The 13,405-nt window shown below is 65.7% G+C and carries 18 protein-coding genes; 10 read left to right on the forward strand and 8 right to left on the reverse strand.

Translation table 11 applies throughout. The features are described 5' to 3' along the window. Positions 1 to 17 precede the first annotated feature (17 nt). Positions 18 to 386 carry a hypothetical protein gene (locus tag M3498_14150; protein ID MDQ3460420.1) on the forward strand — a complete coding sequence of 123 codons (369 nt, stop codon included), beginning with the start codon at positions 18 to 20 and terminating at the stop codon, positions 384 to 386. Positions 387 to 403: 17 nt separating this feature from the next. Here M3498_14150 and M3498_14155 read toward each other — a convergent pair whose 3' ends face one another. From M3498_14155 to miaA, 4 genes are all read right to left on the reverse strand, one after another. Next, the gene (locus M3498_14155) at positions 404 to 628 is read right to left on the reverse strand and encodes a DUF4926 domain-containing protein (GenBank protein MDQ3460421.1); all 225 of its coding nucleotides are present in this window, start codon (positions 626 to 628) and stop codon (positions 404 to 406) included. A gap of 18 nt (positions 629 to 646) precedes the next feature. Then, complete coding sequence (locus M3498_14160; protein ID MDQ3460422.1) at positions 647 to 979, reverse strand: hypothetical protein; 333 nt, start codon at positions 977 to 979, stop codon at positions 647 to 649. Positions 980 to 1,064: 85 nt separating this feature from the next. Continuing rightward, on the reverse strand, positions 1,065 to 1,697 hold the full coding sequence (locus M3498_14165) for a GNAT family N-acetyltransferase (protein ID MDQ3460423.1): 633 nt from the start codon (positions 1,695 to 1,697) through the stop codon (positions 1,065 to 1,067). A 10-nt stretch (positions 1,698 to 1,707) separates the two neighbouring features. Further along, the gene (miaA, locus tag M3498_14170) at positions 1,708 to 2,655 is read right to left on the reverse strand and encodes a tRNA (adenosine(37)-N6)-dimethylallyltransferase MiaA (GenBank protein MDQ3460424.1); all 948 of its coding nucleotides are present in this window, start codon (positions 2,653 to 2,655) and stop codon (positions 1,708 to 1,710) included. 87 nt (positions 2,656 to 2,742) lie between these two features. Here miaA and M3498_14175 point away from each other — a divergent pair, with 87 nt between their 5' ends. Together M3498_14175 and M3498_14180 are read left to right on the forward strand one after the other, a co-directional pair. Beyond that, on the forward strand, positions 2,743 to 3,129 hold the full coding sequence (locus M3498_14175) for an Hsp20/alpha crystallin family protein (protein ID MDQ3460425.1): 387 nt from the start codon (positions 2,743 to 2,745) through the stop codon (positions 3,127 to 3,129). A 9-nt stretch (positions 3,130 to 3,138) separates the two neighbouring features. After that, positions 3,139 to 4,152 carry a DUF3445 domain-containing protein gene (locus M3498_14180; GenBank protein ID MDQ3460426.1) on the forward strand — a complete coding sequence of 338 codons (1,014 nt, stop codon included), beginning with the start codon at positions 3,139 to 3,141 and terminating at the stop codon, positions 4,150 to 4,152. Positions 4,153 to 4,178: 26 nt separating this feature from the next. Here the strand turns inward: M3498_14180 and M3498_14185 are convergent, their stop codons facing one another. The 3 genes from M3498_14185 to M3498_14195 are packed head-to-tail and all read right to left on the reverse strand — an operon-like array spanning position 4,179 to position 6,748. Beyond that, positions 4,179 to 5,255, reverse strand: a complete 1,077-nt coding sequence (locus M3498_14185) for a hypothetical protein (GenBank protein MDQ3460427.1) — start codon at positions 5,253 to 5,255, stop codon at positions 4,179 to 4,181. 3 nt (positions 5,256 to 5,258) lie between these two features. Further along, positions 5,259 to 6,188, reverse strand: a complete 930-nt coding sequence (locus M3498_14190; GenBank protein ID MDQ3460428.1) for an OstA family protein — start codon at positions 6,186 to 6,188, stop codon at positions 5,259 to 5,261. Further along, positions 6,173 to 6,748, reverse strand: coding sequence for a hypothetical protein (locus M3498_14195; protein ID MDQ3460429.1), 576 nt, complete (start codon positions 6,746 to 6,748; stop codon positions 6,173 to 6,175). Before M3498_14195 ends, M3498_14190 begins: the two co-directional genes overlap by 16 nt. A gap of 371 nt (positions 6,749 to 7,119) precedes the next feature. Here M3498_14195 and rpoD point away from each other — a divergent pair, with 371 nt between their 5' ends. Continuing rightward, complete coding sequence (rpoD, locus tag M3498_14200) at positions 7,120 to 8,484, forward strand: RNA polymerase sigma factor RpoD (GenBank protein ID MDQ3460430.1); 1,365 nt, start codon at positions 7,120 to 7,122, stop codon at positions 8,482 to 8,484. A gap of 125 nt (positions 8,485 to 8,609) precedes the next feature. Here rpoD and M3498_14205 read toward each other — a convergent pair whose 3' ends face one another. Beyond that, positions 8,610 to 9,086 carry a transcription elongation factor GreA gene (locus M3498_14205; protein ID MDQ3460431.1) on the reverse strand — a complete coding sequence of 159 codons (477 nt, stop codon included), beginning with the start codon at positions 9,084 to 9,086 and terminating at the stop codon, positions 8,610 to 8,612. A gap of 354 nt (positions 9,087 to 9,440) precedes the next feature. On the opposite strand from M3498_14205, the gene M3498_14210 reads away from it, so the two are divergent. The 6 genes from M3498_14210 to M3498_14235 all read left to right on the forward strand — a co-directional run bounded on the left by M3498_14210 (position 9,441) and on the right by M3498_14235 (position 13,293). Next, positions 9,441 to 9,926, forward strand: coding sequence for a GreA/GreB family elongation factor (locus M3498_14210; protein ID MDQ3460432.1), 486 nt, complete (start codon positions 9,441 to 9,443; stop codon positions 9,924 to 9,926). A 364-nt stretch (positions 9,927 to 10,290) separates the two neighbouring features. Next, positions 10,291 to 10,956: an SRPBCC family protein gene (locus tag M3498_14215; protein MDQ3460433.1), complete on the forward strand. Its 666-nt coding sequence runs from the start codon at positions 10,291 to 10,293 to the stop codon at positions 10,954 to 10,956. Between the two features lies 1 nt (position 10,957). After that, complete coding sequence (locus M3498_14220; GenBank protein MDQ3460434.1) at positions 10,958 to 11,347, forward strand: hypothetical protein; 390 nt, start codon at positions 10,958 to 10,960, stop codon at positions 11,345 to 11,347. Positions 11,348 to 11,483: 136 nt separating this feature from the next. Continuing rightward, the gene (locus tag M3498_14225) at positions 11,484 to 11,708 is read left to right on the forward strand and encodes a hypothetical protein (protein MDQ3460435.1); all 225 of its coding nucleotides are present in this window, start codon (positions 11,484 to 11,486) and stop codon (positions 11,706 to 11,708) included. Continuing rightward, positions 11,705 to 12,874 (forward strand): glutathione-dependent formaldehyde dehydrogenase, encoded by a 1,170-nt coding sequence (locus M3498_14230; GenBank protein ID MDQ3460436.1) that lies wholly within the window; start codon positions 11,705 to 11,707, stop codon positions 12,872 to 12,874. The genes M3498_14225 and M3498_14230 overlap by 4 nt, the downstream gene beginning before the upstream one ends. 257 nt (positions 12,875 to 13,131) lie before the next feature. After that, the gene (locus tag M3498_14235; GenBank protein MDQ3460437.1) at positions 13,132 to 13,293 is read left to right on the forward strand and encodes a DUF4277 domain-containing protein; all 162 of its coding nucleotides are present in this window, start codon (positions 13,132 to 13,134) and stop codon (positions 13,291 to 13,293) included. The last annotated feature ends 112 nt before the right edge of the window (positions 13,294 to 13,405 follow it).

Below are 13,405 nucleotides of genomic sequence, written 5' to 3' on the forward strand. Positions count from 1 at the left end.
TTTTTTAGGGGTACAACGTGATCTACACCCTGGAACTTGGCTTGGCCCAGGCCGCGCTCGGCTGCGCCTTCACGGTTCCCACCCTTGACGGGCTAGAGCCGCTCACCGTTCCCCCCGGCACCCAGCCGGGCAGCGAGTTCAGGCTGCGCGGCAAGGGCATGCCCCGGCTCCGTCAGCTCGGCATGGGCGATCTGATCGTCACCACCACCGTGCGCGTACCCGGTAGCCTCAGCCCCAAGGCGAGAGAGCTGCTCTTAGCCTACGCCGAGGAGACCGGCGAGGCCGTCGAGGAGCCGGAAGGGCTGTTGGGGCACATCAAGGGGTTCTTCGGGCGCAAAAAGGACAAGCAGGAAAAAAAGGGCGACAAGGTCGGAACCGGCGGCTGAGCCTAGTCAGCGCCAGATCAGGCGACCTCTCTGACGTGGAGGATCTCTTTGCCTTTTAAAGGGCGAATCTCCTCCTCACCAAGGGTCAGCAGGGCGATGGTTCTTCCTTCGGCCGTCACAAACTCGACCTCAAAGGCTTGCCTGTCCCGATAGCAATGCACCACGGCTCCAAGATCACCGGCCTGTAAGCCGTGTTCTTCAACATCTCGGTTTAGAACCACCAGGTCCAGCTCTTGAATCACCACAGCCCCTTTATGCCATTATAGAGGATATGCCGTCACGAAGCGCGGCTTAGTTTCACCTCTTTCCACGATCCAGACGGTGCGCAAGAGCAGTGACTTGCCCAGCGGTGTTCGGATGCTGCCATCAACGAGGTATTTCATCCCATAGGGTGTCAGTACACTCTCCTGCACCTCTTCCGAAGAGGCGATAGTCAACAGATGGCGTGCCAACACATTCGCGCTCTTGCTATCGAAGCCGGCAGCACGTAGAAGCTTGGCTTTTGACTTGCCAAGCGGATGGATTAGCGACAACAAATAATTTTCCAGCTTTGCTGGTGGAATGTAGGCGTGTTCTGCGCCGGGCAGTTTCACGTTTGTCCCGTCATGCCCGCACCGTCACAAGACTGTCACACGCTCACCTGCATCTCAAGGCCCACGTGACGGCCTGCTACGCCGGTCATAGTTTCATGCCGAAGGTGACGCCCCAGTCCTGGCGCGACAGCTCGGTGAAGCCGTACGCATGATAAAAGCGCTGGGCGCGGCTGTTTCGCGCGCCCACGCCGAGATGTACGCCCCTCGAGCCTCGCGCCCTCAACTCGTCCAAGAAGCGGTCCATGAGCCGCCTGCCGTCGCCTCGGCCCTGGGCGCGGGGCAGGAGATCGATGTGCAGGTGCGAGGGGTAGTCGTGGGCGGCCTCGGGCAGCTCGAGCCGGGGATGGTGGAGCAGGTGCCGGATGCGCTCGTCGGGCGTCCAGCTCTCGGGGCCTCCCTCCGGGTCGGGGTAGCGCGCCTGGAGTGCGGGCAGCCAGCGCTCCAGGTAAGCCCGGTGGTAGCGCCCCGTGTCGAGCGCGCCCAGGATGTAGCCGCAGACGCCGCTCTCGTCGCCAAGCATACCTTCGTCGTTGAGCATAAAGGCCAGCTCGGGCTCGAGGACGAGATAGGGTCCGGCGTAGAGGTGGCCGAGCAGCTCGGGGTCGCCGTAGAGACGGCTGGCGTCCTCGCCCGAGTCGCCGGTCTTCAAGCAGATGCGGTAGGCGGCCGCCAGGTCGCCCGGTTCGTAGCGGCGGATGCGGTAGCTGGCTAGGGTCATAGCTCGAGCATTATAGACGCTCGAGCCAAATGGCAAGTTCATCCAAGACCTCGTCCGCGCAGACCTTTAGGATGCGCGCGCCCGCTTTCTTCCTGAGCCAGGTGCGCTGGCGCTTGGCGTAGCGCAGCGTCGCTAGTCGCACCGCCGCCCCTGCCTCCGCCAGGCTAAGGCGGCCCTCCAAAAAGTCGGCGATCTCCTTGTAGCCGATGGCCTGCGTGGCGGTGGGGCGGCTCGGATAGCGGGCGATGAGCCGCGCCACCTCGTCCACCAGACCCTCTTGAAACATCGCCGCGAGGCGCGCCTCGATCCTCGGCTCGAGCCTGTCCAGCCCCGGCAAGAGCGCCACCTCGCTATAGCGAAAGCGCGGCGGGGTCACCGGGAAGGAGCTCGGCGGCTGGCCCGTCCGGCGGAGGATCTCCACGGCCCGCAGCACCCGCCGGGGATTGCGCTGCGCCCGAAGCGCATCCTCGGGGCTGGCGGCCTCGAGCTCGCGCAGGAGGGGCTCTAAGCCCTGCTTCTCGACGATCTCCCACAGCTCGGCCTGAGCTTCCGGGTCGGCCGGGGGCACGGTGGGCAGGCCCTGCGCCAGCGCGCGGATGTAAAAGCCCGTGCCGCCGACGACGAGCGGCCTCTGGCCCCGCGCCAGCACGTCCGCTATCGCCGCCTCGGCCAGCCGGATGTAGCTGGCAACGCTGAAGGGCTGGTCGGGCCGGACCACGTCGATGAGGTGGTGCGGCACCCGCGCCCGCTCCGCGGGGGTCGGCTTGGCCGTGCCGACGTCCATCCCCCGGTAGACCAGCATGGCGTCGGCGGAGACGATCTCCAGCGGGAAACGCGCAGCCAGCTCGAGGGCGGCGCCGCTCTTGCCCGAGGCGGTGGGACCGGCGAGCACGGGGACGGAAAGGAGCGAGGTTTTCTCGGGTAGGGTCTCGGTTGGAGTTTTCTCAGTCAAGGCCATTCACAGTAACAGAACAGTGACAGGACAGTGACAGGACAGTAACAGAACAGCAACAAAGCTGTCACCGCGAGGTGCTAGACTCCCCCCATGGAACTCGACACGACTTCCGACCTGCGGCAGCTTCTCAACCTGCGCGAACGCATCACCTCGCTGAGCCAGGAACTTCAGCTGCCGGACGACGGCCTGAGCCCCAGGCTAGACCTTTTGGACACCGGTGACGCCTACCGTCTCATCGCCGAGGTGCCGGGCGTGCGCCAAGACGACCTCGAGGTCGCCATCTTGGGCCGCGAGCTGACCATCGCCGGCATCCGCGAGCCTTATGGTGACGGCGACAACGGGCCCCTCCTGCTCATGACCGAGCGGCCCAGCGGCCACTTCCAGCGCAGCGTCACCCTGCCCGGCGAGGTCGTGCGCGAACGGGGTCAGGCGCATCTGCGCGAGGGCCTCCTGGTGCTCGACCTGCCCAAGGCCTGAGCGGGGCGGATGAGCGGATCGGGCATGGTCTTGCCGCCGCCGGACCTGCCCTTTCCGGTGACCGAGCGCTACCGGGTAGTGCCTGACATGCACCGCCTCGGCGGTGAGCTCTTCGGCCGCGTCGAACGGGGGCACTTTCAGATCGACGACGCCTTGGAACACTACCTCGAGCGCAAGCTGGCGCAACTGGAAGGGCACGCGGCCCACTGCCGCCGTCTGCACGCGGGCTGTGACGAGGCGGGCCTGAGCGAAGCTTTGCGACAGGTCTTCGCCCTGCTCGCCGAGGAACACCCCGAGTTGGTGGAGATCGAGCAGGAAAAGGTCGCCCTCAAGGCCTCAGGGCTCGAGCTCGACCCAGCGGGGAATGTGAGGACGGACCCGGACGCGCCGCTGGCCGCCTTGGGCGAACGCGCCGCCCGCTGGCTTTCGGCGCAGCGCGGCGTTCTCCGCCTGGCCGACGCGCTGGCGCTCACCGTGCAGGAGGACTTCGTGATCATGCGCGGCGAGGCCCAAACGCACGGCGCCGAACTGCTGCACGTCTGTTTTCCCAGTCACTGGCGCCCCGCCGAGAATGCCGGCCTCGGTTACGCGCAGATCCACGCGCCGGTGGCGCATAACGCGCCCTTGCTGGCCTCGGCGCGGCGGGTGATGAAGGCGCTCTTCAGCAAGGGGCCCTTCGTCCGCTACACCTGGGGCCTCGTCACCGATCCCAGGCTCGACCACAACCCGGCTCTGCCCGACTATCCCGAGAACACGCTGCCCGAAGAGGTGCTGAAGGACCCCGCGCGGTTCGGCTCGCGGGTCTTCCTCCGCGTCGAGCGGCAGACGACTTGCGCCCTGCCCGCGCTGCAGCGCTGCCTCTTCACCATCCGCGTGAGCGTCAGGCCGCTCGCCGAGGTGCTCAGCACAGACGAGCGCAAGCGGAGGCTGGCCGCTGCGCTCCGCTCGATGGACGACGACCTGCTCCGCTACAAGGGCCTGACCCGCCTGCGCGCGCCGCTCCTGGCCTGGCTCGAGGCTTAGACGCTGAGGGCTTAGATCCTTAGGCCCTAAGGGTCGATCTGGCCCTGAGGGTCGATCTGGCCCTGAGGGTCGATCTGGATGGTGCCGCTGACCGAGCCGGTGACGACGACGTCGTTGGTGCTGAGGTCGTACTCGATGAGCTCGCCCGAGACCACGTCCGCGCCCTCGCGGCTGGTGGCCGGCGCCTCGGGGCTACCGCGCAAAAAGGCGATGTTCGAGGTCTCGTCGTACTCGAACTCGCCGGCCTCGCTGACCCGCGCGCCCGACTCGACGGTGACGTTGCCGCGCAGGAGGGTGTTGTCGTCGTCCACATTGAAGGCCATGCCGTCGGCCCGCGCACTGAGCCGCTCGCTCTCGCCTTCCGCCTCGCGCTCGAGCGTGACCGGCACCTCCGGCGTTCCGACCAGCGTGCCGAGGCCGGTGGCGTTGTCGTAGAGGAGGTGGCTGCCCCTCACGGTGCTGCGCCCCTCGACGATGCTGACGCCGGCTTCGCCCGTCGGGGTGATGTTCTGGGGGCAGCGCCGCTCGTCGATCTCCAGGCCAGCGTCGATCATCTCGAGCTGCGTTCTCTCCTGGCCCTCCTCCGGCTGCTTTTCCAGAACTATCCTCGAGAGGATGCGCATCTCGCCCACGAGCGTCTCCACGAGGTAGGGCTCGGGCGCGTAGACGGTGCTCACGCGCCTCTCCTCCTCGCAGCCGGGGTTGCGCAGGATGAAGCGCCCGCCCGCCTCGCCGGGCGCGTACTGGTTGACCAAGATGGTGCGCTCGCCCCGGCGGATGCTCAAGGAGGAGACGACCTCCTGGTTCTGCTCCGGTGTCGGGGCGTCCTCACCTGGCACGTCCTCACCTGGCACGTCCTCACCTGCCACGTCCTCACCTGCCACGCCTTCAACCGGCGCGTCTTCAACCGGCGCGTCTTCAGCCGGCGCGTCCTCACCGGGTAGGTCCGTCCCCTCTCCCGGCGCGTCTTCAGCCGGCACATCCTCATCCGCGGCGTCCTCAGCCGGCGGGTCCCCGGCCGGGGCGGCCCCACCGCCCTGCTCGAGGGCAAAGGCGGCGCCGAGGAGGAACAGGACGAGCGCGGCCGGGACGAGAGAGCGCACCGGTTAGGACTGCTCGAACGTCAGGTCGAAGGTATCCTCCTCGAAGCCGGGCGGGCCGTCTAAGAGCTCGACCACGTCCAAGTCGGTGAGCTGCTCGATGCGCCCGCCGCTGATCGTAAAGCCCTCCACCTCGTTGGCGGCGCGCGCCGGGCTGCCGATGATCTCGGCCCGGGCGGCCTCGTCGTCGAAGTAGACGGTGTCACCGGTGCTGGTGGTGTTGCCGCTCGTCAAGGTCACGTTGCCCCGCGCCAGGAGGCGGTTGTCGGCGGTCAGCACGCGAATCTCGTCGGCGGTGATGGTAAGAAGGCCGTCCTCGCTCTGGCGGACGACGGTCACCTGACCGGCCTCATCGCGCAGCCGCGCCAGCTCGCGCTCCTCCTCGAAGACGATCTCCTCGGCCTCGGCGCTGCTGTTGCCGCTGACCAAGGTCACGTTGCCGCGACTGGTGCTGGTGTCGGTATCGACGTCGAAGTCTACCTCGTCGGCGGCGATCTCGACCTCGTCGTCGTCCTCCTCACGCGGGTTCACGGTGACCTGCGCCGGGCCGTTCAGGACGCCGCGGCCACTCTCCTCGTTGTAGACGAGGGCCGGGCCGGTGGCACTCAGCCGGCCCCGGACGACGCGCACGCCATCCTCAAAGGAGGCGGTGCGCTGGCCTTGCGCCTGGTTGATGGCCACACCCTCGGGCGCGCGCAGGGTAGCCTGCTGGCCGTAGATGGTCAGGGTGGAGACGGTCGCCACCACACCCTCGGGCTCGGGATGGGTAAAGGTGATGGGTCCGGTGCGGATGTTGCCGGAGGACGAGCCGCCCACCGCCTCGATGGTGATGATGCGCCGCGCCTCCTGGTCCTGTGCCGCTGGCTCCTGAGCGCCCACGCTGAGGAGCGCGGCGCAGACGAGCACGGCGAGGACTGGGCTTAGGGTTCTGGACATGGGTTCTCCCTTGTGTAGAGGCTCTCGCCGTCGATGTACTGATTGCGGGGGTTGCTCACCTGAAAGTCGGCGAGGTCGAAGTCGGCGTAGGCGTCGTCGCCTGAGTTTTCGCCCAAGCCCTCGCCGCTGTAGTTGAGCCGCGGGATCTCGAAGCGTCCCGCGTCCTGGTTGATGAGGACGGGACGGACACCGTCGCCCTGCATCTCCATGTCGATGTTCTCGCCCAAAAAATGCACGAAGATCCTCTGGCTGCGCAGGTTGTCGCGGCTGTCGATGACAGCCTCGTCCGCGCAGAGCGTGAAGTCGCTTTCGCCGTCCACCAGGCGCAGGCCCTCGGTGACCTCGTGGAGCACCGACTCGCGGCTGTTGGGCGAGTAGTCCAGCGCTAGCGCCGCGAAGCGCCAGCGCGCCCCCGGGTCGGCCTCGGGGTAGAGGTTCAAGTTGACGCGTTCTAGGCGAACGCTCGAGTCGGGCACGAGCTGCGGCCGCCCCGGCAGGAGGGCCACCACCGCCAGCACCCCCAGCACCGCCACCAGAACGACAAGCGCAAGTCTCAGCACGGCCTCAATCTATCAGGCGAGGGCCATGAGAAGCGTGACATCAGGGTAAAGGGGGCTTCGCTGAAAGGATGCGCGCTCGGTGCGGGCTTGACGAGAAGCTTTGGCCCAAGAACCCCACCGTGAGGCCCCGTGACCCTGGATTGGGCCGCCGATTCATGTTCCAGCCGGGCTATCTGGCCGCGCCGAGGTATGCTACAATAGACGGTCGATGCTAGGGCCCTTGCCGCCTCGCAAGCAGCGTCCAAGAGCCCTATCCAAGCACCCAAACGCAAGCGCGCCCAGGCCGGCGCGCCAGCCCACCATAACTTCAGTGCAGCCGCAGGCTCACCGCACCCTTTCACGCTGACCGCTCTGAGCCGCTAGGAGGCAATGTGGCGACAAACGCAAGCAGCAAAAAAGCCGAGACCAAGCAGCCCCCCAAGCCCGCCAAGAAGGCCGCGCCGGCCAAGGGCACGGAAGCCGTGGCGACGCCCAGCCCGGGCTGGCAAAACACCGCTGAGATCCAGGGACTCATCGCCACCGGCAAGAGCCAGGGCTCCCTCAACACCGAAGAGGCCACCAACGCGCTCAGCAAGGCCTTTGAGGGCATGGGGCGCGAGCCTGGCGAGGGGGAGGGCTTTGAGGACCTCATGCAGCTCTTGCAGAAGGAGGGCGTCGAGATCGCCGACCTCGCCGAAGACGAGATCATCGACGACGAAGGCTTCAACGACTTGGACGACTTCGACGCCTTGGACGACGAGGCCGATGAGGTCGACGAACGCGAGGAGCGCGAGGAGATGGAGGCGCGCGCCGAGCTGATGGCGGGCAGCCGCCTCTCCACCAACGACCCGGTGCGCCAGTACCTCCACGAGATCGGCCGCGTCAACCTGCTCACCCTCGAGGAAGAGATCGACCTCGCCCGGCGCATCGAGGACGGCGAAGCCGCCCAGAAGCGCCTGGCCAGCGAGGGCGAGGAGCTGCCCGAGCGCAGCAAGCGCGGCCTCATGCGCGTCAAAGAGGACGGCGACATGGCCCGGCAGCACCTCATCGAGGCCAACTTGCGCCTGGTCGTCTCGATCGCCAAAAAGTACACCGGCCGCGGCCTCTCCTTTTTGGACCTCATCCAGGAGGGCAACCAGGGCCTCATTCGCGCCGTCGAGAAGTTCGAGTACCGCCGCCGCTACAAGTTCAGCACCTACGCGACCTGGTGGATCCGCCAGGCGATCAACCGCGCCATCGCCGACCAGGCGAGGACGATTCGCATCCCCGTGCACATGGTCGAGACCATCAACAAACTGACCCGCACCGCCCGGCAGCTCCAGCAGGAGCTCTCCCGCGAGGCCTCCTACGACGAGATCGCCGAGGCGATGGGTCCCGGCTGGAACGCCGAAAAGGTCGAGGAGGTCTTCAAGGTTTCGCAGGAGCCGGTCTCGCTGGAAACCCCCATCGGCGACGAGAAGGACTCCTTCTACGGCGACTTCATACCCGACGAGGGCGTCGAGTCGCCGGTCGAGCAGGCCAGCAAGACGCTGCTTTCCGAAGAGCTCGACAAGGCTCTCGGCAAGCTGACCGAGCGCGAGGCGATGGTCCTAAAGCTGCGCAAGGGCCTGGTCGACGGCCGCGAGCACACTTTGGAAGAGGTCGGCGCCTACTTCGGGGTGACGCGCGAGCGCATCCGCCAGATCGAGAACAAGGCCTTGCGCAAGCTCAAGTACCACGAGTCGCGCACCCGCAAGCTGAGAGACTTTTTAGACTAGACTTTGGACTAGACAACGGCTGTTACAACACTTGCGAAGAGGCCTGCTGTCGTTACCAGGCCTCATTCTTTATTCTTTCGTCTATTCCTTTATTCCTCCACTCGGTTTTTGGACGGCACTCCTGCCTACTCGAAGCGCACGTTCACCACGCTGTAGCTGACCTCGCGCCGGCCCATCTTGACCTTGACGGTGTCGCCGGACCTCTTGCCCATCAGGGCCTGGCCCAGGGGCGACTCGTCGGAGATACGATTTTCCAAGATGTCCGCCTCGTGGGTGCCGACGAGGTGAAAGGTGGACTTCTCGCCGGATGTCTCCTCCAGGTCCAGGGTCGCGCCCAGTTGGGCCACGGCGGGACCGTCCAAATCCTGCTCGACGACGACCGCGCGGCTGATCAGCTCTTCTAGGTCGGCGATTCTAGCCTCGTTGGCGCTCTGCAGCATGCGCGCCTCGTCGTAGGCGGCGCTCTCGCGCAGATCGCCGTCGGCGAGTGCCGAGCCCATGTACTCGATGAGCTCCTGGCGCCTTTCCTCGATGAGGTAATGAAGCTCCTTTTTGATCTTGTCCAGGCCTTTGGCGGTCATGGGAATAGGGGTTCTTTTCATCGTCATGGTGTCACTCCTCGGTCCTGCTCAGGGTGGGTCCTGCTCAGGGTGGGTCCTGCTCGAGCTGGGCTGACGGCCTTCTGCTCGGCCTTCTGCTCAGCCTTCTGCCAAGCAACGATTATAGCCCGACGCTCCAGGCCGAGACTTCGGCGCCGCCCGCAAGACGCTGAGCCGGGGCCTCTAGCCAAAGTCCTGCGTCTAGGCTAGAATAACGCTGTTTTGAACGCTTAGGGCAGGGCTCTAGAGTATCATCCAGAGCATCACCCAAGCCCGTCACGGCCGTTGTGGCCGTGCTGCAATGTCGGCTCAGGCACCGAAGATGCAAACAACAGGATAAACAACCGAGGAGGAAACGTGACCAGAGAAGTTCGCTTGACCCAAGAAGGCTATGACCGTCTCCAGAACAGCTTGCAGCAGGAGTACACGCGGCTGGAAGAGGCCACCCGCATCCTGCGCGAGCTGACCGGCTCGTCGGACGACTACGATGACTCGGGCTTGGAGGACGCCAAGCGCGAGAAGGCCCGGCTCGAGCAGCGCATCGACGACATCGAGGACCAGCTCGCCCGCGCCATCATCATCGACTCGCACAAGGTCGACAAGGTGGACCTGGGCGCCATCATCACCCTACAAGAGGGCAAGGGGCAAGAGAGCAAGGGCGGCGAGGACTTGGAGGTCCAGCTCGTCTCGCCCATCGAGGCGAGCGTCTTGGAGGGCGAGATTCCGCGCATCTCGGACGAGTCGCCGCTCGGCAAGGCGCTTTTGGGCAAGAAGCCCGGCGACAGCTTCAAGGTCGCCATCGGCAGTAAGACCGTCGAATACACCGTCAAGGCGATAAGCTAGCAGGCGACGTGCAAGCACCAGGCCGGGCCAAAGAGAGCCCGGCCTTTTTCGGTGGCCTTTTTTCGTGTCTCTTTCGGTGGTTTTTGCCTGTCTACTCGCGGACCCTGTGATGTCCACGCGATGTCCACCCGCGAGCAGCGTGAGCACTCAAAGAGCGCGCAAGGGTGAAAGAGCAGGGGTGTAAGAAAGGCGCTACGAGGGCCCCGCTATGCTGAAGGCAGTTTTACAGTGACCTCGAGCCACTGCTCTTGGCTCAGAAAGGTGGACCATGTCGGAAAACGTGTCGGAAAAGTGGACTGTGGACGTGAAGCCTCACCAACCCAGGCGGAGCGAAGGAGCTAGGCGCGAACCGTCCCTCGGCGACATGGAGCGCTGGGTGTCGGCCATGCTCGGCGGCACGCTGGCCGTCTTGGGGCTGACTCGCCGGAGCACGGCGGGAACGGTCGTGGCCCTGCTGGGCGGCTATCTCTTCTACCGCGGCGCCACCGGCCAGCGGCCCTTGGCGAAGGCCATGACCACCCCGAGAGGCGACCGGGCGGTGGCAGGCGAGCGCGGCCTCGAGGTCGACAAGTCCGTCACCATCAACAAGCCTGCCGCTGAGCTCTACCGTTTCTGGCGCGACTTCGAGAACCTGCCCCGCTTCATGAACCACCTCGAGTCGGTCAAGACCCAGGGCGGCCGCTCGCACTGGGTCGCCAAGGCGCCTTTGGGCCAGAGCGTCGAATGGGACGCCGAGGTAACCGAGGAGAAGGACGGCGAGTTCATCGCCTGGCGCTCGCTCCCTGGCGCGGACGTGGCCAACGCCGGCTCGGTGCGCTTTGCTCCCGCGCCGGGCGGGCGCGGCACCGAGGTCAGGGTGTCGCTCGCCTACCGGCCGCCGGCCGGCGCGCTTGGCGCGGCCATCGCCAAGCTCTTCGGCGAGGAGCCCGAGATGCAAGTAGGCGACGACCTCTCGCGCTTCAAGGCGCTCATGGAAGCCGGCGAGGTCGCCACCACGCGCGGGCAGCCCTCGGGACGCGGCAGGGACTGAGGTGCGGCGCTCCCGCGGAGCGGCGCGGACGGGGGGCGGCGGGCGCCTGCCCGCGCTCGTCCAGGGCCCCTTCTACCTCGCCACCGGGCTGTGGCCGCTCGTAGACATGCGCAGCTTTCAGCGGGTGACGGGGCCCAAGACCGACCTCTGGCTGGTCAAGACCGTCGGCGGGCTCATCGCCGTGGTCGGCGGCGTGCTCACCCTGGCCGGTTTGCGCGGCCGCGTCGGCCCCGAGACCACGAGTCTGGCCATGGGCAGTGCGGCCTTTCTGAGCGCCATCGACGTGACCTATGTGAGCAAGCGGCGCATCTCGCGCGTCTATCTCCTCGACGCGGCGGCGGAGCTCGGCCTCGTCGCGCTCTGGGCCACCGCGTTGCGGCGCAGGCCCTAAACCTTTCGCGGCTCCTAAACCTTTAGACCCTCGGCAGCCTCAGCCTCTCGAGCCTTGGGAGCGCAGCCGGCCCGCTCGTCACACCCGCTCGTCACACCCGCTCGTCACAATGGCCGGCCATCAAGGAGGAAAACTTGTGGTCATCCGTCCCTTCCTGCTCGAGCAGAGCGTCCATCTCTTCAGCGGCGCCCTCAGCCTCGTCCCGCTGACCCTGCGAGCGGCTGAGCCCGCCGCGCTGTCAGCAGTCCTCGCTCAGACCGTCGGGTTCAGCCTGCTGAGCCTCCTGGCCGTGCGCTATCTGGCGCAAAGGCGCGCGGAAGCAAGCATTCCCGAAGCAAGCACTCCTCGGGAAATCCGGTGAGGGCCGCTCTTTGGAGCGGCGTCAATAACGTCAGCGTCGAGACGGTACCCGACCCCGAGATCTTGAATCCCCGCGACGCTATCGTCAGGGTGAGCTCGACGGCCATCTGTGGCTCCGATCTGCACCTCTACGACGGCTTCATCCCTACCATGAAAAAGGGCGACATCCTCGGCCACGAGTTCATGGGCGAGGTCGTCGAGATAGGCAGCGCGATCACCAACCTCGCTGTCGGCGACCGGGTGGTGGTGCCCTTCCCCATCGCCTGCGGAAGTTGCTTTTTCTGCGAGCGCGAGATGTGGTCCTTGTGCGACAACTCCAACCCCAACGCGGGCCTGGCCGAGGCCTTCTACGGCCACGCGCCCGCGGGCATCTTCGGCTATTCGCACCTGATGGGCGGCTATGCCGGCGGCCAGGCTGAATACGTGCGGGTGCCCTTCGCCGACGTGGGGCCGATGAAGGTTCCCGAGAGCCTGTCAGACGAGCAGGTGCTGTTCCTGACCGACATCCTCCCTACTGGCTATATGGCGGCGGAAAACTGCCACATCCAAAGGGGCGACACCGTGGCCGTCTGGGGCTGCGGTCCGGTCGGGCAGTTCGCTATCCAGAGCGCCTTTATGCTGGGCGCGGAGCGGGTCATCGCCATCGACCGCTTTCCCGAGCGGCTGAGGATGGCTGCGACGCACAGCCGGGCCGAGGTGATGAACTACGAAGAGGTCCACGTCATCCAGGCCCTCAAGGAGATGACCGGCGGGCGCGGCCCCGACGCCTGCATCGACGCCGTGGGCATGGAGGCGCACGGCACCGGCGCCCTCGCACTCTACGACAAGGTCAAGCAGTCGGCCCGGCTCCAGACCGAGCGTCCTCTGGTCCTGCGCGAGGCGATCCAGGTCTGCCGCAAGGGCGGCACCGTCTCCTTGGCCGGGGTCTACGGCGGCTTTCTCGACAAGCTCAACATCGGCGCGGCCTTCAACAAGGGCCTCACCTTCAAGATGGGCCAGACCCACGTGCACAAGTACCTGCGCCCGCTGCTATCGCGCATCGAAGAGGGCGAGATCGACCCCTCCTTCATCATCACCCACACGATGTCGCTGGAGGAGGCGCCGCAGGCCTACGAAACCTTCAAGCACAAGGAGGACAGCTGTATCAAGGTCGTGCTCAAGCCTTAAGCCGCGGTGAACGCCCGGGCGCTGGCGCTCGCCGGGGCGCTGGGGCTGGGTCTCGGCTTGCTCGCCGCCGGGCAAGGAAGGGCCTCGAGGGAAAACAACAAACTCTGAGTAAGCGCCTGAGATAAGAAAACGGTTCTGTCTTACTGTTAGGCTGAAGGCCAGCTCGAGGAGGTTCCATCCGACATTCCGCCCCCTCTTTTGCCGATTTCAGAATTAAGGCGTGCCATACCCGCTATCGCCGGGCACTTTGCTAAGCCATGAGCGAAACATACAAGAGCGAGACGTTGGAGCACTTAGGTTTGGTCGCAGGCATGTTTGACGAACTCGGGATTGGTGAGCTCGTCGATGAGCTTATTCCACAGGACCTGGAGCAACGCAAGATTAGCGTCGGGCAAGCGCTTAAACCCACATTCCGCTAGTGCAAGTTTACTTTAACGTATTTTATTAACACCGTCCAGGACGAGAAAGCTTGCCTCCAATCGAGAACCACGAGATGATGAAAGGGGGCGGAAAGTCAGCCAAACAGCGATG

The organism is Deinococcota bacterium, assembly GCA_030858465.1.
Lineage (GTDB): Bacteria > Deinococcota > Deinococci > Deinococcales > Trueperaceae > JALZLY01.

Coding starts and splice junctions, on each gene's coding strand:
- M3498_14165 (MDQ3460423.1), bottom strand. CDS start 1,697: ATGACCCTAGCCAGCTACCGCATCCGCCGCTACGAACCGGGCGACCTG.
- miaA (MDQ3460424.1), bottom strand. CDS start 2,655: ATGGCCTTGACTGAGAAAACTCCAACCGAGACCCTACCCGAGAAAACC.
- M3498_14180 (MDQ3460426.1), top strand. CDS start 3,139: ATGAGCGGATCGGGCATGGTCTTGCCGCCGCCGGACCTGCCCTTTCCG.
- M3498_14235 (MDQ3460437.1), top strand. CDS start 13,132: ATGAGCGAAACATACAAGAGCGAGACGTTGGAGCACTTAGGTTTGGTC.
- M3498_14215 (MDQ3460433.1), top strand. CDS start 10,291: ATGGAGCGCTGGGTGTCGGCCATGCTCGGCGGCACGCTGGCCGTCTTG.
- M3498_14175 (MDQ3460425.1), top strand. CDS start 2,743: ATGGAACTCGACACGACTTCCGACCTGCGGCAGCTTCTCAACCTGCGC.
- M3498_14190 (MDQ3460428.1), bottom strand. CDS start 6,188: ATGTCCAGAACCCTAAGCCCAGTCCTCGCCGTGCTCGTCTGCGCCGCG.
- M3498_14205 (MDQ3460431.1), bottom strand. CDS start 9,086: ATGAAAAGAACCCCTATTCCCATGACCGCCAAAGGCCTGGACAAGATC.